We start from the raw sequence: 22,801 nt of genomic DNA on the forward strand, positions 1-22,801 counted from the left end.
CAGCGTTCGATGTTCCGCCTCGATGAACTCGTCGAGCGCCTCGGCGGCGAACTGCTGGGGGATCCGGCAACGCCGGTGCGTCGGGTCGGGACGCTGGAGCAGGCCGGCGAAGGCGATCTCGCGTTCCTCGCGAATCCGAAATACCAGTCGCGGCTGGCCGCGTGCGGCGCGTCCGCGGTCATCCTCGCGCCCGCCGCGCGCGACCTGACCGCGCTGCCGCGCATCGTCACCGCCGACCCGTACATCTATTTCGCGCGCGTCGCGCAGCTGTTCAACCCGCCCGAAGCGTTCGTGCCTGGGGTGCATCCCGCGGCGAGCGTCGCGAGTCCCGTTCCGGCTTCGGTGAGCGTCGCGGCCGGCGCGTCGATCGACGTCGACGTCGAGCTCGGCGAGCACGTCGTCATCGGTCCGGGCTGCCGCATCGGGCGCGGCGCCCGCATCGGCGCAGGCTCCCGGCTCAACGCCAATGTCACGATCTACCACGACTGCGTGGTCGGGCGCGACTGCATCGTGCATGCCGGCGCGGTGATCGGCGCGGACGGGTTCGGCTTCGCGCGCGAGCGCGACGGCAGCTGGGTCAAGATCCCGCAGGTCGGCCGCGTCGTCATCGGCGACGACGTCGAGATCGGCGCCAACACGACGATCGACCGCGGCGCACTCGACGACACCGTCATCGGCGACGGCGTCAAGCTGGACAACCAGATCCAGATCGGTCACAACGTGCGCATCGGCGCGCGCACCGCGATCGCGGGCTGCGTCGGCATTGCCGGCAGCACGACGATCGGCGCGCGCTGCATGATCGGCGGCCAGGCCGGCATCATCGGGCACCTCGACATCGTCGATGACGTGGTGGTTTCGGCGGGCACGCTGGTGACCAAGTCGATCCGTCGGCGCGGCGTCTACACCGCGAACCTGCCGGTGCAGGGCCACGCCGAGTGGGTGAAAAACTTCGCCCACCTGCGCCACCTGGATGCGCTGGTCGATAGAATACGCGCCCTTGAAGAACACAAAGAACGCAAAGCTCGGTGAATGCCATGGATATCAACGAAATTCTCCAGTACCTTCCGCACCGCTATCCCTTTCTGCTCGTGGACCGTGTGCTGGAGATGGAAGAAGGCAAGCGCATCCTCGCGTTGAAGAACGTGACGATGAACGAGCCGTTCTTCCCGGGGCATTTTCCGCATCATCCGGTGATGCCCGGTGTGCTGATCGTCGAGGCGATGGCGCAGGCTGCGGCGCTGCTGTCGTTCAAGACGCTCGGGATCAAGCCGGACGAGAACTCCGTGGTCTATTTCGCCGGCATCGACAACGCGCGCTTCAAGCGCCCTGTCGTGCCGGGCGATCAGCTGCTGTTCGATGTCTCGATCACGCAGGGCAAGCGCAACATCTACAAATATAAGGGCGTCGCCCGCGTCGGCGAAGAAGTCGCGGCGGAAGCCGAACTGATGTGCGCGCTCAAGACCCTGTCATGATCCATCCGACCGCCATCGTCCACCCGGGCGCTGCGCTCGGAGCCAACGTCACCGTCGGCGCGTACTCGATCATCGGCGAGCACGTCGAGATCGGCGACAACACGCGCGTCGGGCCGCACGTCGTCATCGAAGGCCGCACCCGGATCGGGCGCGACAACGAGATCTTCCAGTTCTGCTCGATCGGCGCGGCACCGCAGGACAAGAAATACGACGACGAGCCGACGCGGCTCGAGATCGGCGACCGCAACACGATCCGCGAGTTCTGTTCGTTCAACGTCGGCACGAGCCAGGACGCCGGCGTGACGCGCGTCGGCAGCGACAACTGGGTCATGGCGTACGTGCATGTCGCGCACGACTGCGTCGTCGGCGACCACACGATCTTCGCCAACAACGCGACGCTCGCCGGGCACGTGCAGGTCGGCGACTGGGCGATCCTCGGCGGCTTCACCGGCGTGCATCAGTTCGTGCGCGTCGGTGCGCACAGTTTCTGCGGCGTCGGCACGGTGCTGCTGCAGGATCTGCCGCCGTTCGTGACCGTCGCCGGCAATCCGGCCAAGCCGCACGGCATCAACAGCGAAGGCCTGCGACGGCGCGGTTTTTCCGCCGACGGCATCGCGGCGATCAAGCGCGCGTACCGTGCGCTGTACCGCTCCGGGCTGAGCTTCGACGACGCCCGCACGCGCATCGCCGAGATCGCCGCCGACCACTCCGAAGTCGCTCCGTTCGGCGCCTTCCTTTCGGCTTCCGCGCGCGGCGTCGTGCGCTGAGCCGATGGCGACGCGCATCGCGATGGTCGCGGGCGAGGCCTCCGGGGATCTGCTCGCGAGCCACCTGATCCGCGCGATCCGCCAGGAAATCCCCGACGCGCAGTTCTACGGCATCGGCGGGCCGAAAATGCAGGCCGAAGGCTTCGACGCGCTGTGGCCGTGCGAGCGCCTCGCCGTGCATGGTTATGTCGATGCGCTGAAACGCTACCGCGAGCTGTCCGGCATCCGCAAGGCGCTGCTGCGCCGCGTGCGCGCCGGTCGGCCCGACGCGTTCATCGGCGTCGACGCGCCCGACTTCAACCTGTGGCTCGAAGGCAGGATCCGTTCGTCGGGCATCCCCGCGATCCATTTCGTCAGCCCGTCGATCTGGGCGTGGCGCGGCGGACGCATCAAGGGCATCGCGCGCTCGGTGTCGCACATGCTGTGCCTGTTTCCGTTCGAGCCTGCGCTGTACGAAAAAGCCGGCATCCCGGTGAGCTACGTCGGCCATCCGCTCGCCGACGTGTTCCCGCTCGCGCCGGACCGCGCCGAGGCGCGCGAACTGCTGAACCTCCCGGCCGACTGCCGGATCGTCGCGCTGCTGCCGGGGAGCCGCCAGTCCGAAGTGCGCAACCTCGCGGCGACCTACATCGAGACGGCGCGCCTCCTCGCCGAGCGCCACGACGACATCGGCTTCGTCGTGCCGCTCGCGACGCGCGAGACGCGCACGCTGTTCGAGCAGGCGCTGCACGCGGCCGGCGCCGGCGAGCTGCCGATCCGCCTGCTGTTCGGTCACGCGGTCGAAGCGATGACGGCCGCCGACGTCGTGCTCGTCGCGAGCGGCACCGCCAGCCTCGAAGCGGCGCTGCTGAAGCGGCCGATGGTGATCAGCTACCGCATCGGCAAGTGGCAGTACCGGCTGATGAAACGCATGGCCTACCTGCCGTGGGTCGGCTTGCCCAACATCCTGTGCAACGACAGCGTCGTGCCCGAGCTGCTGCAGGACGACGCGACGCCGCAGGCGCTCGCGGACGCGCTCGACCGCTGGCTCAACGATCCGGACGCGTGTGCCGAGCTCGCGCGGCGCTTCGACGCGCTGCACCGCGAGTTGCGCCAGGACACTGCCGGGCGCGCCGCAGCCGCGATCCTTCCCTACCTGAACCGGAATCCCGAATGGAAGCCATCCCGGCAATCGGCCTGATCTGTGGCGTCGACGAGGCCGGGCGCGGACCGCTCGCCGGTTCGGTCGTCGCCGCTGCGGTGATCCTCGACCCGGCCCGCCCGATCGCCGGCCTGAACGATTCGAAGAAGCTCACCGAGCGCGCACGCGAACGGCTCGCGCCGCTGATCCGCGAGCGGGCGATCGCGTGGGCGGTCGCCGAAGCGAGCGTCGAGGAGATCGACCGCCTTAACATCCTGCACGCGACGATGCTCGCGATGCAGCGCGCCGTCGCTGCGCTCGGCCGCGTGCCGGATCTGGTGCGCGTCGACGGCAACCGCTGCCCGCCGCTGGCGGTGCCGGCCGAAGCGGTCGTCCAGGGCGACGCGACGGTGCCGGCGATCGCCGCGGCGTCGATCCTCGCGAAGACGGTGCGCGACGCGCAGATGGTCGCGCTCGACGGCGAGTATCCCGCGTACGGTTTCGCGAGCCACAAAGGTTACCCGACGCCCGAACATTTCGTCGCGCTGCGCCGCCACGGCGTCGTCGCGTGCCACCGCCGCAGCTTCGCGCCGGTGCGCGAGCTGCTCGACAATCCCGAACTCTGGCCTGCAGGGACGCTGACATGAAACAACCCCCACGCTCACTGCGTTCGCGAAGGGCCGGCTTTGCACAGCCGACCCGTTCGACAGGCACGGCGCAGTGCGCCGCGAAACCCCTGTCTCACCCCCCCGAGGGGGCGTCAGTACGCTTGAAGCGGCTCGGCGCATACTGACATGACTTTTCCTCACCTGATGCTGTTCCTGCACGTCGTCGGTGTCGTCGTATGGGTCGGCGGCATGGCGTTCGCGTACCTGTGCCTGCGTCCCGCGGCGACGGCGCTGCCTCCTGCACAGCGGCTGCCGCTGTGGGCCGCGGTGTTCGCGCGCTTTTTCCCGCTGGTGTGGGTGAGCGTCGCGCTGGTTGCGGCAAGCGGCCTTGCGATGCTGGTCGCCACCGGCTTCGCGCGAGCGCCGGTCGCGTGGCACGTGATGCTCGTCACCGGCTTCGTAATGATCGCGGTGTTCGTGTGGATCTGGGCAGGGCCATGGCGTGCGCTGCAATCAGCGGTGGCCGGCGAGAACTGGGCGGCCGGGGCGGTCGCGCTGAACCGCATCCGCCAGCGCGTCGCGTTCAACCTCGCGCTCGGCTTCGTCACGATCGCGATCGCGACGCTCGGGCTCGGCCTGTAAGAGTCAGGCGGGCGGTTCGCCGTGAAAACCTTCACGTCCCGCGATAACCCGACGGTCAAGCGCCTGCACGCGCTCGCGCATTCGGCGCGCGACCGGCGCAGCGAAGGCCGAACGTTGCTCGACGGCGCGCATCTGGTGCGGGCGGCGCTCGACGCCGGCTGGCCGCTGCGCGAACTCGTCGCGAGCGACCTGGGTCTCGGCCGCGCCGAGATTGCGGAGCTGCTCGAGCGCTGTGCCGATGTGCCGACGATCCACCTCCCCGACGCGCTGTTCGCGCACGTCAGCCCGGTCGATACGCCGTCGGGCCTGCTCGCCGTCATCGACCTGCCGGCGCCGCCGTCGCCCCGGGCGTTCACCGACTCGCTGCTCGTGCTCGACGGCGTGCAGGACGCCGGCAACCTCGGCACGATCCTGCGCACTGCGGCGGCGGCGGGCGTGCGCGACGTGCTGCTGACGCCGGGCTGCGCGCAGCCGTGGTCGCCGCGCGTGCTGCGCGCCGGCATGGGCGGACACTTCTGCGTGCGGCTGCACGAGCATGCGGACGTCACGGCGCTGCTGCAGGGCTATCCGGGACAGATCCTCGCGACGGGGCTCGGCGCCGGCGCGCGCGGACTGTACGAAATGGACCTGCGCGAAGCGGTCGCGTGGCTGTTCGGGGCGGAAGGGCGGGGGCTGTCTGCGGAAGTTGCGGCGCTCGCGACCGCGACGGTCGTCATTCCGATGCCGGGCGCGGTCGAATCGCTGAACGTCGCGGCGGCGGCCGCAGTGTGCCTGTTCGAGCAGGTGCGCCAGCGCGGCGTGGGATAGCGCGACGCCGGAGCGCGGCAAAGTTATTAACCCGGCAGCCAAATACCGTTCGGGCTGAACCCGTCGAAGCCCTGCCAATGCCCTTCGACAAGCCTGTCCTGAGCGAAGTCGAAGGGCTCAGGGCGAACGGTTGTATTTGATTGGCGCCTTAGCAGGAGGGCAGCCGCAGCGCCGCGGCGACCTGCGCCGGGTCGGCGCCGGCGACGTGCGGCACGACGCCGAGCAGCGGCGCGTCGATGCGGGTTCGCAGCGCTTCGAGGTTCTCGTCCGCGCGCAGCATCGCCGGGTCGATGCGGTTCGCGATCCAGCCGGCGAGCGTCAGGCCGCGCGCCGCGATCGCTTCGGCGGTCAGCAGCACGTGGTTGATGCAGCCCAGCCGCATGCCGACGACGAGGATCACCGGCAGCCCGAGCTCGCGTGCGAGGTCCGCCGTGTCGTAACGGTCGCCGAGCGGCACGCGGAACCCGCCGACGCCTTCGACGATGACGACGTCCGCCTGCATGCGGAGCTCCTCGAACGCTGCGCGGATGCGCGCCGGGTCGATGGCGATGCCTTCCTCGGCGGCGGCGATGTGCGGGGCGATCGGCGTCTTCAGGCAGTAGGGGTTCAGCCGGTCGAGGCCGGGGTCGAAGCTCGAAGCGGCGCGCAGCTGCGCGGCGTCCTCGTTGAGCCATTCGCCGGCGATCCATTCGGCGCCGGCTGCGACCGGCTTCATGCCGAGTGCGCGGTGGCCGGCCTGGCGCGCCGCGTGCAGCAGCGCGCAGGCGACGAAAGTCTTGCCGATCTCGGTATCGGTTCCGGCGAGGAACCAGGCGCGGGGTTCAGTCATCTGTCGGTCCTTCGGGGGCTGCGACGTCCGCGCCGCTACTCGCCGGTTGCGCGGGTTTTCTCAGTGCGAGCAGGATCAGGTCGTAAGTCGCGGGCAGCAGGCCGTCGTCGCGGCGGTGCGTCTCGTAACGGGTTTCGAGCATTTTCCAGGCTGCGCGGCCGAGCGGTTCGCGGCGCCGCTGCGCGCCGACGCTGTGCGCGCCGATCGACTTGATGTCGCGCAGCAGCTGGCGCAAGTCGGGGGCGACGGCGAAGACGGGAAAATTGTCGGCGGCGAGCGGCTCGAAGCCGGCCGCGACGGCTTCCGCGAGCCAGCGTTCGCGCGAGTGAAAGCGGATCGCATGTTCGGCGTCGTCGACGGCGGTGAACGCGTCGCGCAGCTCCCACAGCGTGCGCGGGCCGAGCGTCGCGATCCACGCTTCGCCGCCGGGGCGCAGGACGCGGGCGAACTCGCCGAGCGCGAGCGAGGGCTCGCACCATTGCAGCGCGAGGCTCGACCAGACGGCGTCGATCGAACCGTCAGCGAGCGGCAGCGCTTCGAGGTCGGCGCAAAGGGGCACCGGCTGCACGTGGCCAGACCCGGCCGCCAGGCGGGCGAGCATCGCCGGCGCGAAATCGAGCGCGATCAGCGTCGCCTGCGGGCAGAGCCGCGCGAGGAGATCGAGCCCGTAGCCGGTGCCGCACCCGGCATCGACGACACGCTGCAGCGGCGGCACCGACGCGAGCCGGCGTGCGACGAACTCCGCGAGCCGATTGCAGATTTCGCGCTGTACCGCGGCGGCGCTGTCATAGGTCACCGCGGCGCGATCGAACGCGCGTCGCACGACGTGTTTCGGCACGGTGCGGCTGCTAACCACGGACGAACTCCTCGACGAGCGCGGCACAGTCTTCCGGACGCGACAGGAAAGGCGCGTGGCCGCAATCGTCGAATCGTGCGAGGCGGGCGTCCGGCAGTCGCGTCGCGAGCCATTCGGCAGCGGCGACCGGCATCAACGCGTCGCCGTCGCCGTGAATCAGCTGCACCGGCTGGCGGACGTCGTCGAGCGCGGCACGCCAGTCGGTGTCCGCGAGCAGTTCGAGGCCGGTGGCGAGCATGCTGCGATCGCATTTTTCGCTATTCACGAGCGCCGCATTCAACGCGTTCGCGACAGTGCGCCGCCGCGCGTCGCCAAGGGCTTGCAGCGCGACGAAGCGGCGCAGCGTCGCGGCCGGATCGTGGGCGAACTCGTCGATGAATCCGCCGACGGTCGAAGCGGCGAGGCCGTGCAGCCACGGTGCCGCGGCGGAATCGGCACGCGTGACGAAGCACGGCGACGTGCCGATCAGCACCAGCCGCGCGACTTTGTGCGGATGACGCCGCGCGAGGTCGAGCGCGACGAGCCCGCCGAGCGACCAGCCACATAGGACTGCGCCGTCGGGCAGTTCGGGCAGCAGCGCGTCGCTCCAGGCTTCGAGGGTCGGGCTGCACGCGAGCGTGCCGCCGTGGCCCGGCAGCGCCGGCGTGCGAATGCGCAGCGCAGCCGGCAGGTGCGGCGTCAGCGCGTTCCACACCTGTGGCCCGAGTCCCCAGCCATGCAGCAGGACGAGATCCGGCCGGCTCATGCACGCGCCTCCAGCCGGTTGAGCGCGTGCGCGAGACGACGGACGTCGTCCGCACGATGCGCGGCGGTCAGCGAGATGCGCAGGCGCGCGGTGCCGGGCGGCACCGTCGGCGGGCGGATCGCCGGTACCCACAGCCCTGCGTCCCACAGCGCGCGGGCGACCGCAAGCGCTTCGGCGTTGTCGCCGATCACGACCGGCTGGATCGGCGTGCGCGACGGCAGCAGCTGCCAGCGGGCGAGGGCGAGTTCGCGCCGCAGCAGCGCGACCAGTCCGGCGAGGTGTTCCCGGCGCTCGTCGCCGTGCTCGATCAGGTCGAGGCTCGCGAGCAGCGTTTCGGCGAGCGCAGGCGGGGCACCGGTCGTGAAGATGTAGGTGCGGGCTTTTTGCATCAGCCATTCGATGACATCGGCGTGGCCGGCGACGAACGCACCGGACACCCCGGCGGCCTTGCCGAGCGTGCCGACGTAGATCAGCCGCCACGACGCGAGGCCGGCTTCGGCTACCGCGCCGCGCCCTCCGGGGCCGAGCACGCCGAAGCCGTGCGCGTCATCGACCATCAGCCACGCGTCGAAGCGCTCGGCCAGATCGAGCAGCGCCGCGAGCGGCGCGACGTCGCCGTCCATGCTGAAGACCGTGTCCGTGACGATCAGCTTGCGCTTCGCCGAACTCGCCGCCAGCGCGCCCTCGAGCGCCGCCGGATCGCCGTGCGCGTAGCGGTGCAGCTCGGCGCGTGACAGCAACGCGCCATCGACGAGCGACGCGTGGTTGAGGCGGTCGGCGAAGATCGCGTCGCCGCGCCCGACGAGCGCCGGGATCGCCCCCGTGTTCGCCATGTAGCCGGTCGAGAAATACAGTGCGCGTTCGCAGCCGACGAACGCCGCGAGCCGCGTTTCGAGTTCATCGTGGACGGCGTAATGGCCGCTGACGAGGTGCGACGCGCCCGAGCCCGCGCCCCACTGCGCGGCGCCGGCCTGCAGCGCGTGCGCGAGGGCAGGGTCGGCGGCAAGCCCCAGATAGTCGTTGCTGCAGAACGCGAGCATGTCGCGCGCGTCGACGCGGACATGCGGAGCACACGGGGTTGCGAGACTGCGACGCGTGCGCCGGAGCGCGCGGCTGTCGAGTTCGGCGAGATCGGCCTTGAGGCGGTCGAGCAGCATCGCGGTCAGTTCGGCGCCGGGTTGAGCGCTTCGTCGAGCGCTTTGGTGAGCGCTTCTGCGGCGCCGTCGACGAGATGCGCGACGTGAGCCGCGTCGAGGATGTACGGCGGCATGAAATAGACGGTGTTGCCGATCGGGCGCAGCAGCACGCTGTGGTCGAGTGCGGCGCGGAAGAAGTTGCGCGCGAAGTCGGGCCGCTCGGTCGCGACGTCGAATGCGACGATCATGCCGCGCTGGCGCAGCTGGCGCACCGCGGGATGCGCGCCGAAACGCGCCCGGACGGCGTCGCCGAGCTGCCGGGCGAGCACGCGGTTCGCGGCCAGCACGCCGTCCTGTTCGAAGATGTCCAGCGTCGCCAGCGCCGCGCGGCACGCGAGCGGGTTGCCGGTGTACGAGTGCGAATGTAGGAACGCGCGGGTCGCCGAGTCATCGTAGAACGCCGCATAGACGGTGTCGGTCGCGAGCACCAGCGACAGCGGCAGATAGCCCCCCGAAATGCCTTTCGACAGGCACAGGAAATCGGGCCAGATGCCGGCCTGCTCGCACGCGAAAAAGCTGCCGGTGCGCCCGCAGCCGACCGCGATCTCGTCGGCGATCAGATGAACGCGGTAACGGTCGCACAATGCGCGGGCGAGACGCAGGTATTCCGCGTCGTACATCACCATGCCGGAGGCGCCCTGCACGAGCGGCTCGACGATCAGCGCGGCGGTCTGCGCGTGATGCTCGGCCAGATGCATTTCGAGCGCGGCGGCGGCGCGGCGCGCGACATCCGCCGCCGATTCGCCGGGCAGGGCGAGGCGGGCGTCCGGCGTCGGCACCGTCGTGCCGGCGCGCACCAGCGGCGCGTATGCGTCGCGAAAGATCGGAACGTCGGTGACCGCCAGCGCGCCGACCGTTTCGCCGTGATAGCTGCCGGCGAGGCTGACGAAGCGGGATTTTTCGGCGAGGCCGAGGTTGCGCCAGTAATGCGCGCTCATCTTCAATGCGATCTCGGTCGCGGAGGCGCCGTCGGACGCGTAGAACGCGTGCCCGAGGCGATGGCCAGTCAGCGCCGCGAGCCGTTCGGACAGCTCGACCACCGGCTCGTGCGTGAAGCCGGCGAGCATGACATGTTCGAGGGTGTCGAGCTGCGCGCGCAGCGCGGCGTTGATGCGCGGGTTGCAGTGACCGAACAGGTTGACCCACCATGAGCTGATGCCGTCGAGCAGCCGCCGGCCATCGGCGTCGATGAGCCACGGGCCTTCACCGCGCACGATCGGCACCAGCGGCAGCGCTTCATGCTGCTTCATCTGCGTGCAGGGGTGCCATACGCTCCTGAGGGATCGTTCGAGCAGTGACGGGGCGTGCATCTGGGGATTCCGGCCGGGTGGGACCAAGGAATGTCGCGCAATCGGGCTATTCATGTCAAACGCCGTGTCCGTCCCCGCGCGACGCGACGCATGGCGTTTTGTTACCATGCGTCGGCCCGGCAACGACAACAAGCACAATCGATGATTTTCGTGATCTCTCCGGCCAAGGCGCTGGATTTCGAAACCCCGCCGGTCACCATTGCGGCGACGCAGCCGGACTATCTGCGCGAAGCCGAGGAGCTGATCGGCATCCTGCGGCAGAAGACTCCTGCGGAGGTCGCCGAGCTGATGCACCTGTCGGACCCGCTCGCGGCGCTGAACACGGCGCGCTACGAGCGCTGGCAGCGGCCTTTCACCCCGGACAACGCGAAGCAGGCGCTGCTCGCGTTCAACGGCGACGTCTACGGCGGACTCGACGCACCGAGCCTGTCGGAAGACGATTTCGCGTGGGCGCAGCAGCACCTGCGCATCCTGTCCGGGTTGTACGGCCTGTTGCGCCCGCTCGACCTGATGCAGCCGTACCGCCTGGAAATGGGCACGCGGCTCGGAAATCCCCGCGGGGCGAACCTCTACGCGTACTGGGGCGACACCCTCGCCGAAGCGCTGAACCGACTGCTCGCCGCCGAGCGCGAGGCCGGCGGCAGCGCGGTGCTGGTGAACCTCGCATCGCAGGAATACTTCAAGGCAGCGGCGCCGGCGAAGCTCGCCGCGCCGGTGATCACGCCGGTGTTCGAGGACTGGAAGGCCGGGCGTTACAAGATCATCAGCTTCTACGCGAAGCGTGCGCGCGGCCTGATGAGCCGCTACGCGATCCGCGACCGGGTCGAGGACGTCGAGGAGCTGAAGGGCTTCGACGCCGAAGGCTACGGCTTCGCGCCCGAAGTTTCGGACGCGCACACGCTCGTGTTCCGCCGCCGCACCGACTGACGCCCACCACACCGCCACCCGTTCGGAGGACAGCATGAAAATCAGCCACAACTTCGACGCCGGCGCGATCGAGGTCGTCAGCCTCGCCGACCCGCAGGACATCCGCCTGCGCCTGCGCCCCGACAATGCCGCGGCGCTGCACCAGTGGTTCTATTTCCGCATGCACGGCGCCGCGGGCCGGCCGCTTCGCATGACGTTCGAGAACGCGGCCGGCGCGGCATTCGCCGAAGGCTGGCCGGGCTATCGCTGCGTCGCGTCGTACGACCGGCGCAACTGGTTCCGCGTCGCGGGGACGTCATACGACAACGGCCAGCTGATCGTCGAGCACACGCCCGAGCGCAACAGCATCTACTACGCGTATTTCGAGCCCTACTCGCACGAACGCCACCTCGATCTGCTCGGCTGGGCCGAGATGTCCGCGTTCGCGCAGGTCGATACGCTCGGCACGACCGTCGAAGGGCGCGATATCGACCGCGTCGTCGTCGGGCGCGCGAGCCCGGGACGCCGGCCAGTATGGATCATCGCGCGCCAGCATCCCGGCGAGACGATGGCCGAATGGTTCGTCGAAGGCCTGCTCGAACGTCTGCTCGACGCCGCCGACCCGGTCGCGCGCAGGATCCGCGAACAGGCCGTGCTGCACATCGTGCCCAACATGAATCCCGACGGCGCCGTGCACGGCAACCTGCGCACCAACGCGGCCGGGCGCAACCTGAACCGCGAATGGCGCGCGCCCGACCCGGTCGCGAGTCCCGAAGTGTTCTGCGTACGCGAGGCGATGGAGGCGAGCGGATGCGATCTCTTCCTCGACATCCACGGCGACGAGTCGCTGCCGTATGTGTTTTTCTCGACCGCCGAGGAAGTTCCGGGCTTCACCGCCGAGATGGGGCAGCAGCAGGCGCGCTTCATTGCCGCGCTGGCCGCGGCGAGTCCGGATTTCCAGACGCAGCATGGCTACAAGTCCGGCCGGTTCGGCGACGAACTGCTGACGCTTGCAAGCAAATGGGTCGCGCACCGCTTCGGTTGCGTGTCCCTGACGCTGGAGATGCCGTTCAAGGACAACGCCAACCTCCCCGACGGCCTCACCGGCTGGAGCGGTGCGCGCAGCAAGCGGCTCGGCGGCGCGATGCTCAGTGCGATCCTCGCGCATCTGGAGGGCTGATCGAGGTGATCGAGTTCGTCGCGACCGGGGGTTTCTCGTTCTCGTGAATAGCACTTGAACTGCTATTCTTGAACTCTGCTGACTAGCGTTTCGATAGGAGTGGGCCATGGGACAGCTTGATCGGATCACGCAGGAGGCCGGTGTCATGGGCGGCAAAGCGTGCGTCCAAGGCATGCGTGTCACCGTCGGCATGATCGTGGGACAGATCGGGGCAGGGCATAGCGTCGACGAGATCCTTGTCGATTACCCCTATCTTGAACGTGAGGACATCATGCAGGCGCTTCGTTACGCTGCGTGGCGGGCCGAAGAGCGCGAGGTCATGCTGGTTTCCGCATGAAGCTGCTGGTCGATATGAATGCTTAACGGTTGTATTGCCGCTGGCGCTCGTAGTAGGCGTCCTGGTCGCGCTGGAACTGATCCTGGGCGCGTGAGCGGTCCATGTGGTCGCGCCAGGCCTGGTCGGGCACTTGGCTGCCGCTGCGCGCGGCGTTCCCGCCACGCTGGCCCGCGAGTGCGCGGCGTTCGGCGTCCCGGGAGATGCCGTCGACCTGACGCTGGATGTCTTCGTCCGAGCGGCGCTGCGTATAGGTCGGGGTGGACCATTGACCGGTGCGCCCTGCCGTGCCGCCGGGCGCAGCGGGCGGGCGCGCAGTGCTCGCGGAAGCGGGCAGGGCGTGGCTGTTGCTCCATTGGCCCGTGCTTGGCACCACTTGGGCTGGTACGGGTGCGGCGGGGGGCTGGGAGGCTTCGGACCAGCGCTGGGTTTTGGGGGCCTCGGACCAGACTTGGGTCTGGGCCCAGGCCGGCGGGGTCAGGGAGCATGCCAAGGCGAGGCAGCACAAGACACGTTGCATCGGATCCTCCTGGAGAGTAAAGGAGGGTTGTATCAAGTTGTTGCGGCAATGTACAGCCGCGGTAGGGCGGATGAGCCCTCCGCAGCGGCGTTGCCCGCTCCATGACAAACGAATCGGCATTGGTGGTGGGGCGGAAGTACCCTGCGGCGGAAGGCGCGTGCGGCTTTTCCGCCCTACGCGAAGAGGTTCAGCAGGCCGTCCAGCCCGACGTGGTCGAGGCGGCAGTCGGCGACGTTGCGCAGCACGGGTTTCGCGCGATAGGCGACGGCGAAACCCGCTTCGGTCAGCATCGGGATGTCGTTGGCGCCGTCGCCGGCGGCGATCACCTGGTCGGCTTTCAGGCCGAGGCGCTCGCGCGCGTGGCGCAGGTGCGCGGCTTTCGCCTCGCCGTCGACGATCGCGCCGCGAACCCGGCCGGTCAGGCGCCCGTCGTGCGTCTCCAGTTCGTTCGCATAGGCTTCGTCGAAGCCGAGCCGTGCCTTGAGGCGCTCGGTGAAATACGTGAAACCGCCCGACACCAGCACGGTGTGGAGGCCCGCGGCTTTGAGCCCGCGCATCAGGCGTTCGGCGCCCGGATTCAGCTGCAGCCGCTGCTCGTAGACTTCGGCGAGCGCTGTTTCGGGCAGGCCGGCGAGCAGGCTCACGCGGCGCGTCAGGGATTCGCGGAAGTCGATTTCGCCGCGCATCGCCGCTTCGGTGATCGCTGCGACCTGAGGCTTCAGGCCCTGCATGTCGGCGATCTCGTCGATGCACTCGATGTTGATCAGTGTCGAGTCCATGTCGGTGACGAACAGGCCGAAGTCGGCGAGCCTGCGCCCGGCCGGTACCCACGCCCGGTCGAGCCCGGCGTCGGCACACAGGCGGTCGATGTCTTCGCGGTCGTGCGCGGCCACGAGCCGGAAAGCCTGTGCAGTGATCTGCTCGATGGCGCGCGCGCCGGCGATTTTGGCGAGATTCTTCAGGGCGACCGAATCGACATCCTCGCCCTGCACGACAAGATTCATGCGGGCTCGCTCCGGCGCTGCAATGCTTCGCGCAGCACGCTGTCGGCCTTGCGGATCGTGTCTTCGGTGCTCGCCCAGTCGATGCAGGCGTCGGTGACCGAACAGCCGTATTTCAGTTGCGACAGGTCGGCCGGAATCGGCTGGTTGCCGGCTTCGAGGAAGCTCTCGATCATCAGCCCGACCACCGAGCGGTTGCCTTCGCGGATCTGGTGCACCACGTCCTTCATGACGAGCGGCTGGAGCTCGGGCTTTTTCCACGAGTTCGCGTGCGAGCAGTCGACGACGATGTTCAGCGGCAGCTTCGCTTTCGCCAGCGCCTGTTCGGCGAGCGAGATCGACACCGTGTCGTAGTTCGGCCGGCCGCCGCCGCCGCGCAGCACGACGTGGCCATAGCGGTTGCCGCGCGTGCGCAGGATCGCGGACTGTCCCTTGCCGTTGATGCCGAGGAAGCTGTGCGGATGCGACGCGGAGACGATCGCGTTGATCGCGACGTCGAGGTCGCCGTCGGTGGCGTTCTTGAAGCCGACCGGCGTCGACAGGCCCGACGACATCTCGCGGTGCGTCTGCGATTCCGATGTGCGCGCGCCGATCGCCGTCCACGCGATCAGGTCGCCGTAATACTGCGGGGCGATCGGGTCGAGCGCTTCGGTCGCGGCCGGCAGGCCGATCTCGTTCACGTCGAGCAGGAAGCGCCGGGCCTTCTCCATGCCTTCCTCGATGTGGAACGAGTCGTCCATGTACGGATCGTTGATGAAGCCTTTCCAGCCGGTCGAAGTGCGCGGTTTTTCGAAATACACGCGCATCACCAGCACCATCGTCCCGGCCACGTCGTCGGCCAGCGCCTTCAGGCGCTTCGCATAATCGAGGCCGGCGACCGGGTCGTGGATCGAACACGGGCCGACGACGATGAACAGGCGCCTGTCCTTGCGGTCGAGGATGTCGTGGAGCGCGCGGCGGCCGGCGACGACGGACGCCGCGGCACGTTCGGTCAGCGGCACGCGGGCCTTGATCTCCTCGGGCGAGGGCATCGGGTCGACGGCGACGATATTGAGGTTTTCGGTTTGAGCCAGTGGCATTACGCGCTTCTCCGCAGTGCAGCATGGAGGGCGCATTGTAACGCTGCGCGCGGCGGGCGGGTGAGCGCTTCCGGCGTCCTCCGGAGGGTGGTGGGCGAGGGCCGCGGCGAGCCGTAAACGGCGTCGCTGCGGCCTTCCGCAGGTTCAGCCGAGCGTCGCGGGCGCGCGGCCGGCAAGCGCCTGCTTGCGCGCTGTCGCGCCGCCGAGCAGGACGAAGCCGAGGAGGTTTTCGTTCGCGTCGAGACACTGCGCTTCGATGCCGTCGCCGACCTCATCGCTGGCGACGATCTGCCAGCTGCCCTGCGCGTCGATCGCCGGCGGGCAGACCACCGCCGGGCATGCGGGCGTCTTGACGACGACCGGCATCGCCGGATAGCTGACCGCCGTCGGCGTGCCGGCGAGCGTTGCCGCCAGCGCGCGCGCCTGCTGCATGATCGGCATCACGTACGGCAGCGTGAGGCCGTCGACTTCGGCGCAGTCGCCGAGCGCGTGGATACGCGGATCCGAGGTCGCGAGCCGCCGGTCGGTCAGCACGCCGCGGTTGACCGCGAGACCTGCGGCGGTGGCGAGCGCGGTGCGCGGTCGCAGGCCGACTGCCGACAGCACGACGTCGGCGTCGAGCGTCGAGCCGTCGCTGAGCTTGAGCCGGTAGCCGTCGGCGTGGCGCGACACCGACGCGGCGGAGACGCCGAGGCGAAAGCTCACGCCGGCCGCTTCGAGCCGCTGCCGGAACCACTGTCCGGCGTCTTCCGGCAGCAGCCTGCCGAGCGGCCAGCGGGCGATGTCGATGACGGTCGGGCGGATGTCGCGGGCGAGCAGGTCGTTGGCGAATTCGCAGCCGATCAGCCCGCCGCCGAGCACCGTGACGCGCTTCGCGCCCTCGAGCCGCGCGGCGAAGCGGGCGAAATCGTCGAGGTCATTGACCGACAGGACGTCGTCGACCGCCTCGCCGCCGAGCGGCAGGCGGATCGGATCGGCGCCGGGCGCGAGCACGAGGTCGCGATAGGGGATTTCCTCGCCACCGGCGAGTTCGACGACGCGGCGTTCCGGGTGGATCGCGGCGACTTCGACGTGAGGCCGGATCGTCGCGGTGAGTTCGGCAGCCATTTTTTCCGCCGGCTTCATGACCAGGCTCGCGGCGCTGCGGTTCGCCGAAAACGCGTTCGACAACATCGGCTTCGAATAGAAGCCGGCCGCGTCGCGGCTCAGGATGACGAGCGGCGTGTCGCGGTCGAGTTTGCGCAATTCGCGCGCCAGCGTGTAGCCGGCGAGACCGCTGCCGATGATGACGATGGGTGGGGTCATGGGTTGCCTCTCTGTTGTTCGTGTTGTCGGCCGGGTATCGGACCGGCGGCGGGGCCCGATTCGCAGCGGGCGCCTGCTCCCGGACGACAGGGAGCAGGCGCGATGCCGCATCAGATCATGACCATTTCGAAGTCGGCTTTGGCGACGCCGCAGTCGGGGCAGGACCAGTCGTTCGGGATGTCTTCCCAGCGCGTGCCGGGGGCGATGCCCTCGTCCGGCATTCCGGCCGCTTCGTCGTAGGTGAAACCGCATACAACACATTGCCAAGTCTTCATGATGCTCTCCCTTTCAAGCTGGATTCGTCGATTCGGCGCGTCCCGGTTCAGGCGGAGATCCGGTCGAGCGCTTCCTGGTAGTGGTTGGCGTGACGCTCTTCGACTTTCGCGAGCGCGGCGAAGCGCTTCGCGGCGCGTTCGAGCACCGCCTTGAACTGCTCGGCGTGCTCCTTCGACTCGACGATCTGCTCGTCGATCTCCTTGACCGCGTCGGCATGGCCTTCCTCGACAGCTGCGTGGCGGAAGCCCGGGTACATTTCGGTGTATTCGTAGGTCTCGCCTTCGATCGCGAACTGCAGTGCGCGCGCCGGCGTCATCTTCGCCTTCGGGTAGAGCAGGTCGAGGTGGCCGAACGCGTGCATCACTTCCTGGTCGGCGGTCGCCTCGAACACCTTAGCAGTCTCCTCGTCACCCATTTCGCGGCACAGCTTCGCGAAGTAGCGGTACTTGATGTGCGCCATCGACTCGCCGGCGAACGCAGCTTCAAGGTTCTGGATGGTGACCGACTGCGGGTTGTGGAACGGATTCGTCATCTTGTTTCTCCTTTCTTCGTCGTTGCGTTGAAATCATCTTACGCAACGAGGAGTGATTGGAGAAATTGAATGTGAAAATGAAATAGATAGATAGTGCCTATCGATAGGCCAAGCTGAAGTAACGGCCTGGAATCGACGAAAGTGGTCGATTGTCTGTCGCGCTCCGCAAACATCACGGCATCACGGCCGCATCGCAGGCGGCCAGGATGTTTGCGAAACGATCAGGGATGACTACGGCCGCACGATGTCGCGGCCGCTCCCGGTTCAGGATTCGAAGCGGAACCCGACTTTCAGCTTGACCTGGAAGTGCGCGATCTTGCCGTCGGCGATATGTCCCCGGATCTCGGTGGTTTCGAACCAGTCGAGGTGCCGCAACGACTGGCTCGCCTGCTCGATCGCGTTGCGGATCGCCTCGTCGACGCCGACCGGTGAGGTACCGACGAGTTCAACGAGTTTGTAGACGTGGTTCTGATCTGGCATCGTCTTCTCCTCCTGGAATGAATGGGTAGGTTTTCCAGTATAGGAGCATATCGCGGAGTTGCCCGGCGAGTCGCCGCGCTGTGGGCAGCGGCGGGTCCGCCGCAGGCGTGTCAGGAATTCGCCTCCTGCGTCCGCGCTTCACGCAGGAAACTCCCGAGGGCGGCCGGATCGAGCGGGTGGGAAAAATAGTGGCCCTGGGCGAAATCGCATCCGATCTGGCGCAGGAAATCGGCTTGCTCGGCGTTTTCGACGCCTTCGGCGATGACCCCCAGCCCGAGGCTTTTGGCGAGCGCGACGACGGCACGCGTGAGCGAACGGTCGTTGCGGTCGCCGGGCAGACCGCTGACGAAGGAGCGGTCGACTTTGAGGCTGTGGACGGGAAAGCGCTTGAGGTAGGCGAGCGAGGAGTAGCCGGTGCCGAAATCGTCGATGCTGATGCTCGCCCCGGCCTCGACGAGTTCGGTGAGGACGACGACCGCACGCTCGGGATGTTCCATGATCATCCCTTCCGTGACCTCGAGTTCGAGGTCACGGGGGGCGAGGCCGGCTTCATCGAGCATCGCGAGCAGACGGCGCGCGAGATCATTGCGGCGGAACTGCCGCGGCGACAGGTTCACCGCGACCCTGCCGGCGAAGATCCCGGCATTCTTCCATTCGCGCACGCGGCGGGCCGCTTCGCGCAGCACCCATTCGCCGATCGGCTCGATGAGCCCGGACTCTTCGGCAAGCGAGATGAAGCGCGACGGCAGGATCGTCCCTTTTTGCGGATGCTCCCAGCGCACCAGCGCTTCGATCCCCGCGACTTCCAGCGTCGCGAGGTCCATGCAGGGCTGGAACACCAGCTTGAGCTCGTCGCGGTCGAGCGCGGTGCGCAGGCTGTTCGCCATGAACAGGCGTTCGCTCGCCTGGGCGTTGATTTCCGGCGCGAAGAAGCAGTAACGGTTCTTGCCTTCCTGTTTTGCGCGGTACATCGCCATGTCGGCCTGCCGCAGCAGCGTTTCCGCGTCGAGGCTGTCGGACGGATAACAGCCGATGCCGATGCTCGCCGAAATGTACTGGTACTGAGCTTGCCCGCCCAGGATGTAGGGTCGCTCCAAGACTTCGAGGATGTTGCGGGCAATGATGCCGGCCTCTTCGGGGGAGCGCAGTTCGTCGAGCAGCACGACGAATTCGTCGCCACCGAGGCGCGCGGTCGTGTCGCTCGCGCGCACGCAGCCGCCGAGGCGTTCGGCGACGCGCCGCAACAGTTCGTCTCCGGCTTCGTGCCCGAGGGTGTCGTTGATCGGCTTGAAGCCGTCGAGGTCGATGAACAGCAGCGCGAGCATGTTCCCGTGCCGCTCGGCGCGGACCAGCATGTCGGCGAGGCGCTCGCGAAACAGCAGGCGGTTCGGCAGTTGCGTCAGCGCGTCGTAATGCGCGAGGTGCTGCAGGCGCGCCTCGTACTGCTTCGCAGCCGAAATGTCGGAAAAAACGCACACGAGAATCGTCTCGCCCGACCCGTACGCGGCCCTGCTGACGCTGCTCCAAGCGGGATACGTCTCGCCGTTTTTCCGCCGGCCCCGCACTTCGCCCTGCCACTGCCCGGTTTCGCACACCGCGCGCCGCCGGTCGTTGCGGTGCGCTGCTTCGGCTTCGGCAAGGAGCATCGCGAGCGGTTGGCCGATCACTTCGTCCGGCCAATACTCGGTGATCGACGTGAACGCGCGATTTACAGTGGCAATTCGTCCGCCGCGCGTGATCACCACGCCTTCGACGGCGGAGTCGAGCGCGGTCGCGGCGAGAGCGAGGTTCTCTTCCGCCTGCGCGCGGTCTGTTTCGCGCTGGTGCAGCAGTTCCTGCGCGTGAGTCAGCGCGCGGCCCACTTCGTCGGCTTCCTCGAGCGCGAGCGGCGGGACTGAAACCGGTTCGCCCCTGCCGATCGCCAGCGCCGGAGCGACAAGGGCCTGCACCGGCCGGGCGATTCTGCGGCCGAGGAGACCCGCGAGCGCGAGCCCGCCGAGCAGCAGCACCATCGCGCCCAACGCATACTGGCGCAGCGATTCCCCGAGCCCCGCAGTCAGCGCGCTCTGCGGAACACCGATCGCTGCGGTCCAGGCGTAAGGGGCGGACCGCGAGAAGAAGCTCACGACAGGGATGCCTTGCCGCGAGAGCGCTTCAATCGAGCCTTCCGTTTCCCGCTGGGTTGCATCGAGCAAAGCGGGGAACGTTTTCTGCCCGATCAGTTTCTCGTCGGCGGGACGACGCGCGAGCCGCCGGCCTTCGCTGTCGAGGAGCACCGCGACCCGTCCCGGCGGCAGCCCCTGCTGCTGCAGAAGCTCGTCGAGGTGCTTCAGGTCGATGCGCAGCGCCAGGGTATACAGGACTTTTTCGTCGCGGATGACCGGAACTTCGAGGCTCACGACAGCAGTTCGCGTCAGCTCGTCGGTATGGACGCCGGACATCGCGGGCACGCCAGTGTCGATGACGCTGCGCAGCAAGGCCGGATCGGGATGCGGCGGCAGCGGCGAACCCAAAGGCTGCAGGAGGTTGAGAAGCTGCCGTCCCGACGTGTCCGTCAGCACGATCGTGAAGCCAGTGGTGTGGCGGAGAAACTCTCTTGCCTGGCGATAGAACTCGGTGCGGTCGCTGCGGTCGATGTCCTCGGAAGCCGCGAGGCTCTCCAGGGCAGCCTGGTTGGCCGCGACGTCCCGTTCGATGAGCCGCAGCAGCGTGTGCGTCGCCTCGCGGGTCTGTTCGAGAACCGCGGCCCGTTCCCGTTCGTAGGACAGATAAATGACGATCGCGGCGAGCAGCCAGGCGGGCAGGATGCAGGCGACGACGAGGAGTGCGACCGTCGAGCGGATCGTGCGGCGACGCGGAACCTGAAGGCGCATCTCGTAGAACCTCCACGACACGGCTGCGACAGGGGGCAGACGTCGTCACTGTAATCGGGAGGCGTCAACGCGGCAAAACCATGCGCGCAAAGGGGTGCCCCGAACGGCGCACTGTATGCCAAACCTGCCGTGTTCGCCAATCCCGTGGCTATAAATCCGCATGAATACGGTCCAGCGCGGCTTGGCCGTAACTCGCGGCGTTCTGATGCGCGACGATCCCGTTTAGAATCGCCCCCTCCCGGCGGCCTCCGTGTTGCCGCCCCGGCACTTTCGCCGGCCCCTTCGCTGACCCTTTACCTCCTGGACACACTGGAATCCCCGATGCTGCGACTCACCGAACTCAGGCTGCCGCTCGATCATCCGCCCGAGGCGCTGAGCGCTGCGATCGTCGAGCGGCTCGGCCTCGCAGCCGGCGATCTCGGCGAAGTCACCGTCTTCAGGCGCAGCTGCGACGCGCGCAAGGTCGCGATGATGACGATGATCTACACCGTGGATGTCGTCGTGCGCGACGAGGCCGCGGTGCTGCGCAAGTTCGCCGACGACCGCCACGTCGGCCCGACGCCCGACACGAACTACCGCTTCGTCGGCCGCGCGCCGCAAGGCTTCGCGAACCGGCCGGTCGTCGTCGGCTTCGGCCCGTGCGGCATTTTCGCCGGGCTGATCCTCGCGCAGATGGGTTTCCGGCCGATCATCCTCGAGCGCGGCAAGGCGGTGCGCGAACGCACGAAGGACACGTGGGGGCTGTGGCGCAACAACGTGCTGAACCCCGAATCGAACGTCCAGTTCGGCGAGGGCGGCGCCGGGACGTTCTCTGACGGCAAGCTCTACAGCCAGATCAAGGACCCGAAGCATTACGGTCGCAAGGTGCTGACCGAGTTCGTCAAGGCCGGCGCGCCGGAAGAAATCCTGTACGTCGCGAAGCCGCACATCGGCACCTTTCGCCTCGTCGGCATGGTCGAGGCGATGCGCCATGACATCGAGGCGCTCGGCGGCGAGATCCGCTTCCAGCAGCGCGTCGCCGATGTGCTGATCGAGGACGGCCACGTGCGCGGGCTGACGCTCGCGTCCGGCGAAGAGCTCCGCTGCGACCACGTCGTGCTCGCGCTCGGCCACAGCGCGCGCGACACGTTCGGCATGCTGCACGCGCGCGGCGTGTTCATGGAGCCGAAGCCGTTCTCGATCGGCTTTCGCATCGAGCATCCGCAGTCCTTGATCGACAAAGCCCGCTTCGGCCCGAACGCCGGACATCCGCTGCTCGGCGCCGCCGACTACAAGCTCGTCCATCACGCGAAGAACGGCCGCAGCGTCTACAGCTTCTGCATGTGCCCGGGCGGCACGGTCGTCGCGGCGACTTCCGAGCCGGAGCGCGTCGTCACCAACGGCATGAGCCAGTATTCGCGCAACGAGCGCAACGCAAACGCCGGCATCGTCGTCGGCATCACGCCCGCCGACTATCCGGGCGGTCCGCTCGCCGGCGTCGAGTTCCAGCGGCGCTGGGAGTCGCGCGCGTTCGAGCTCGGCGGCGGGGACTACGTCGCGCCGGCGCAGCTCGTCGGCGACTTCATCGCCGGCCAGCCGTCGGCGGTGCTCGGTTCGGTCGAGCCGTCATACAAGCCGGGCGTGAAGCTCGGAGACCTCGCGACGAGCCTGCCGGACTACGCGATCGACGCGGTGCGCGAAGCGCTGCCGGCGTTCGAGCGCCAGATCAGAGGTTTCGCGGTGCGCGACGCGGTGCTGACCGGCGTCGAGACGCGCACTTCGTCGCCGCTGCGCATCACGCGCGGCGCGGACTGCCAGAGCCTGAACGTGAAAGGTCTTTATCCGGCGGGCGAGGGCGCGGGCTACGCGGGCGGCATCCTGTCGGCCGGCGTCGACGGCATCCGCGTCGCCGAAGCGCTCGCGACCGCGCTGCTCGGCGCGCCGGTCGGGAAGTGAGGGCGGAGTTGCGCTTCGCCGCGCACCG

24 protein-coding genes are annotated in these 22,801 nt (G+C 68.4%); 11 read left to right on the forward strand and 13 right to left on the reverse strand.

Annotated elements, in window-relative coordinates; translation table 11 throughout:
- The first annotated feature begins 9 nt into the window (after positions 1-9).
- From lpxD to PA01_12320, 7 genes are all read left to right on the forward strand, one after another.
- Entirely contained in the window at positions 10-1,029 is a 1,020-nt protein-coding gene (gene lpxD, locus PA01_12290) for a UDP-3-O-(3-hydroxymyristoyl)glucosamine N-acyltransferase (protein KON79332.1), read from the forward strand.
- 5 nt (positions 1,030-1,034) lie between these two features.
- Positions 1,035-1,472 carry a 3-hydroxyacyl-ACP dehydratase FabZ gene (gene fabZ / locus PA01_12295; protein ID KON79333.1) on the forward strand — a complete coding sequence of 146 codons (438 nt, stop codon included), beginning with the start codon at positions 1,035-1,037 and terminating at the stop codon, positions 1,470-1,472.
- Positions 1,469-2,239 carry an acyl-ACP--UDP-N-acetylglucosamine O-acyltransferase gene (lpxA, locus tag PA01_12300; GenBank protein ID KON79334.1) on the forward strand — a complete coding sequence of 257 codons (771 nt, stop codon included), beginning with the start codon at positions 1,469-1,471 and terminating at the stop codon, positions 2,237-2,239. Before fabZ ends, lpxA begins: the two co-directional genes overlap by 4 nt.
- Positions 2,240-2,243: 4 nt before the next feature.
- Positions 2,244-3,419, forward strand: coding sequence for a lipid-A-disaccharide synthase (gene lpxB / locus PA01_12305; protein ID KON79335.1), 1,176 nt, complete (start codon positions 2,244-2,246; stop codon positions 3,417-3,419).
- Entirely contained in the window at positions 3,392-4,006 is a 615-nt protein-coding gene (gene rnhB, locus PA01_12310) for a ribonuclease HII (protein KON79336.1), read from the forward strand. The genes lpxB and rnhB overlap by 28 nt, the downstream gene beginning before the upstream one ends.
- A gap of 147 nt (positions 4,007-4,153) precedes the next feature.
- Entirely contained in the window at positions 4,154-4,609 is a 456-nt protein-coding gene (locus PA01_12315) for a CopD family protein (protein ID KON79337.1), read from the forward strand.
- Positions 4,610-4,630: 21 nt separating this feature from the next.
- Positions 4,631-5,416, forward strand: a complete 786-nt coding sequence (locus tag PA01_12320; GenBank protein KON79338.1) for an RNA methyltransferase — start codon at positions 4,631-4,633, stop codon at positions 5,414-5,416.
- A 148-nt stretch (positions 5,417-5,564) separates the two neighbouring features.
- On the opposite strand, the gene bioD is transcribed toward PA01_12320, so the two are convergent.
- Genes bioD through PA01_12345 form a run of 5 tightly spaced genes read right to left on the reverse strand, consistent with a single transcriptional unit; the run spans position 5,565 to position 10,352 of the window.
- Entirely contained in the window at positions 5,565-6,245 is a 681-nt protein-coding gene (bioD, locus tag PA01_12325; protein ID KON79339.1) for a dethiobiotin synthase, read from the reverse strand.
- Positions 6,238-7,101: a methyltransferase domain-containing protein gene (locus PA01_12330; protein ID KON80318.2), complete on the reverse strand. Its 864-nt coding sequence runs from the start codon at positions 7,099-7,101 to the stop codon at positions 6,238-6,240. Before PA01_12330 ends, bioD begins: the two co-directional genes overlap by 8 nt.
- Positions 7,094-7,846, reverse strand: coding sequence for an alpha/beta fold hydrolase (locus tag PA01_12335; protein KON79340.1), 753 nt, complete (start codon positions 7,844-7,846; stop codon positions 7,094-7,096). Before PA01_12335 ends, PA01_12330 begins: the two co-directional genes overlap by 8 nt.
- A complete protein-coding gene (bioF, locus tag PA01_12340; GenBank protein ID KON79341.1) occupies positions 7,843-9,003 on the reverse strand; it encodes an 8-amino-7-oxononanoate synthase in 1,161 nt (386 codons plus the stop codon). The genes PA01_12335 and bioF overlap by 4 nt, the downstream gene beginning before the upstream one ends.
- 5 nt (positions 9,004-9,008) lie before the next feature.
- Positions 9,009-10,352: an adenosylmethionine--8-amino-7-oxononanoate transaminase gene (locus PA01_12345; GenBank protein KON79342.2), complete on the reverse strand. Its 1,344-nt coding sequence runs from the start codon at positions 10,350-10,352 to the stop codon at positions 9,009-9,011.
- Between the two features lie 141 nt (positions 10,353-10,493).
- On the opposite strand from PA01_12345, the gene yaaA reads away from it, so the two are divergent.
- From yaaA to PA01_12360, 3 genes are all read left to right on the forward strand, one after another.
- Positions 10,494-11,279 (forward strand): peroxide stress protein YaaA, encoded by a 786-nt coding sequence (gene yaaA, locus PA01_12350; protein ID KON79343.1) that lies wholly within the window; start codon positions 10,494-10,496, stop codon positions 11,277-11,279.
- A gap of 34 nt (positions 11,280-11,313) precedes the next feature.
- Entirely contained in the window at positions 11,314-12,438 is a 1,125-nt protein-coding gene (locus PA01_12355) for a M14-type cytosolic carboxypeptidase (GenBank protein KON79344.1), read from the forward strand.
- Between the two features lie 106 nt (positions 12,439-12,544).
- On the forward strand, positions 12,545-12,775 hold the full coding sequence (locus tag PA01_12360; GenBank protein ID KON79345.1) for a DUF433 domain-containing protein: 231 nt from the start codon (positions 12,545-12,547) through the stop codon (positions 12,773-12,775).
- A gap of 22 nt (positions 12,776-12,797) precedes the next feature.
- On the opposite strand, the gene PA01_12365 is transcribed toward PA01_12360, so the two are convergent.
- The 8 genes from PA01_12365 to PA01_18935 all read right to left on the reverse strand — a co-directional run bounded on the left by PA01_12365 (position 12,798) and on the right by PA01_18935 (position 20,838).
- Positions 12,798-13,148 carry a hypothetical protein gene (locus PA01_12365; GenBank protein KON79346.2) on the reverse strand — a complete coding sequence of 117 codons (351 nt, stop codon included), beginning with the start codon at positions 13,146-13,148 and terminating at the stop codon, positions 12,798-12,800.
- Positions 13,149-13,465: 317 nt separating this feature from the next.
- Positions 13,466-14,296, reverse strand: a complete 831-nt coding sequence (serB, locus tag PA01_12370) for a phosphoserine phosphatase SerB (protein KON79347.1) — start codon at positions 14,294-14,296, stop codon at positions 13,466-13,468.
- On the reverse strand, positions 14,293-15,372 hold the full coding sequence (locus PA01_12375; protein ID KON79348.1) for a 3-deoxy-7-phosphoheptulonate synthase: 1,080 nt from the start codon (positions 15,370-15,372) through the stop codon (positions 14,293-14,295). Before PA01_12375 ends, serB begins: the two co-directional genes overlap by 4 nt.
- Before the next feature lie 144 nt (positions 15,373-15,516).
- Complete coding sequence (locus PA01_12380) at positions 15,517-16,677, reverse strand: FAD-dependent oxidoreductase (protein KON79349.1); 1,161 nt, start codon at positions 16,675-16,677, stop codon at positions 15,517-15,519.
- Positions 16,678-16,787: 110 nt separating this feature from the next.
- Positions 16,788-16,952, reverse strand: coding sequence for a rubredoxin (locus tag PA01_12385; GenBank protein KON79350.1), 165 nt, complete (start codon positions 16,950-16,952; stop codon positions 16,788-16,790).
- Positions 16,953-16,999: 47 nt separating this feature from the next.
- A complete protein-coding gene (locus tag PA01_12390) occupies positions 17,000-17,485 on the reverse strand; it encodes a rubrerythrin family protein (protein ID KON79351.1) in 486 nt (161 codons plus the stop codon).
- A gap of 264 nt (positions 17,486-17,749) precedes the next feature.
- On the reverse strand, positions 17,750-17,965 hold the full coding sequence (locus PA01_12395) for a dodecin family protein (protein ID KON79352.1): 216 nt from the start codon (positions 17,963-17,965) through the stop codon (positions 17,750-17,752).
- Between the two features lie 110 nt (positions 17,966-18,075).
- Positions 18,076-20,838, reverse strand: a complete 2,763-nt coding sequence (locus PA01_18935) for an EAL domain-containing protein (protein ID KAI5912306.1) — start codon at positions 20,836-20,838, stop codon at positions 18,076-18,078.
- Positions 20,839-21,159: 321 nt separating this feature from the next.
- Between PA01_18935 and PA01_12405 the strand changes: the two genes are divergently transcribed.
- The gene (locus PA01_12405; protein ID KON79353.1) at positions 21,160-22,773 is read left to right on the forward strand and encodes an NAD(P)/FAD-dependent oxidoreductase; all 1,614 of its coding nucleotides are present in this window, start codon (positions 21,160-21,162) and stop codon (positions 22,771-22,773) included.
- Positions 22,774-22,801: the final 28 nt, after the last annotated feature.

Source organism: Azoarcus sp. PA01, from assembly GCA_001274695.2.
Taxonomy (GTDB): domain Bacteria; phylum Pseudomonadota; class Gammaproteobacteria; order Burkholderiales; family Rhodocyclaceae; genus Aromatoleum.

What these genes read in the sequence shown, in the direction of transcription:
- lpxD (KON79332.1), top strand. Translation starts at nt 10, where the DNA reads ATGTTCCGCCTCGATGAACTCGTCGAGCGCCTCGGCGGCGAACTGCTG.
- fabZ (KON79333.1), top strand. Translation starts at nt 1,035, where the DNA reads ATGGATATCAACGAAATTCTCCAGTACCTTCCGCACCGCTATCCCTTT.
- lpxA (KON79334.1), top strand. Translation starts at nt 1,469, where the DNA reads ATGATCCATCCGACCGCCATCGTCCACCCGGGCGCTGCGCTCGGAGCC.
- lpxB (KON79335.1), top strand. Translation starts at nt 2,244, where the DNA reads ATGGCGACGCGCATCGCGATGGTCGCGGGCGAGGCCTCCGGGGATCTG.
- rnhB (KON79336.1), top strand. Translation starts at nt 3,392, where the DNA reads ATGGAAGCCATCCCGGCAATCGGCCTGATCTGTGGCGTCGACGAGGCC.
- PA01_12315 (KON79337.1), top strand. Translation starts at nt 4,154, where the DNA reads ATGACTTTTCCTCACCTGATGCTGTTCCTGCACGTCGTCGGTGTCGTC.
- bioD (KON79339.1), bottom strand. Translation starts at nt 6,245, where the DNA reads ATGACTGAACCCCGCGCCTGGTTCCTCGCCGGAACCGATACCGAGATC.
- PA01_12335 (KON79340.1), bottom strand. Translation starts at nt 7,846, where the DNA reads ATGAGCCGGCCGGATCTCGTCCTGCTGCATGGCTGGGGACTCGGGCCA.
- bioF (KON79341.1), bottom strand. Translation starts at nt 9,003, where the DNA reads ATGCTGCTCGACCGCCTCAAGGCCGATCTCGCCGAACTCGACAGCCGC.
- PA01_12345 (KON79342.2), bottom strand. Translation starts at nt 10,352, where the DNA reads ATGCACGCCCCGTCACTGCTCGAACGATCCCTCAGGAGCGTATGGCAC.
- yaaA (KON79343.1), top strand. Translation starts at nt 10,494, where the DNA reads ATGATTTTCGTGATCTCTCCGGCCAAGGCGCTGGATTTCGAAACCCCG.
- PA01_12355 (KON79344.1), top strand. Translation starts at nt 11,314, where the DNA reads ATGAAAATCAGCCACAACTTCGACGCCGGCGCGATCGAGGTCGTCAGC.
- PA01_12360 (KON79345.1), top strand. Translation starts at nt 12,545, where the DNA reads ATGGGACAGCTTGATCGGATCACGCAGGAGGCCGGTGTCATGGGCGGC.
- serB (KON79347.1), bottom strand. Translation starts at nt 14,296, where the DNA reads ATGAATCTTGTCGTGCAGGGCGAGGATGTCGATTCGGTCGCCCTGAAG.
- PA01_12375 (KON79348.1), bottom strand. Translation starts at nt 15,372, where the DNA reads ATGCCACTGGCTCAAACCGAAAACCTCAATATCGTCGCCGTCGACCCG.
- PA01_12380 (KON79349.1), bottom strand. Translation starts at nt 16,677, where the DNA reads ATGACCCCACCCATCGTCATCATCGGCAGCGGTCTCGCCGGCTACACG.
- PA01_12385 (KON79350.1), bottom strand. Translation starts at nt 16,952, where the DNA reads ATGAAGACTTGGCAATGTGTTGTATGCGGTTTCACCTACGACGAAGCG.
- PA01_12390 (KON79351.1), bottom strand. Translation starts at nt 17,485, where the DNA reads ATGACGAATCCGTTCCACAACCCGCAGTCGGTCACCATCCAGAACCTT.
- PA01_12395 (KON79352.1), bottom strand. Translation starts at nt 17,965, where the DNA reads ATGCCAGATCAGAACCACGTCTACAAACTCGTTGAACTCGTCGGTACC.
- PA01_18935 (KAI5912306.1), bottom strand. Translation starts at nt 20,838, where the DNA reads ATGCGCCTTCAGGTTCCGCGTCGCCGCACGATCCGCTCGACGGTCGCA.
- PA01_12405 (KON79353.1), top strand. Translation starts at nt 21,160, where the DNA reads ATGCTGCGACTCACCGAACTCAGGCTGCCGCTCGATCATCCGCCCGAG.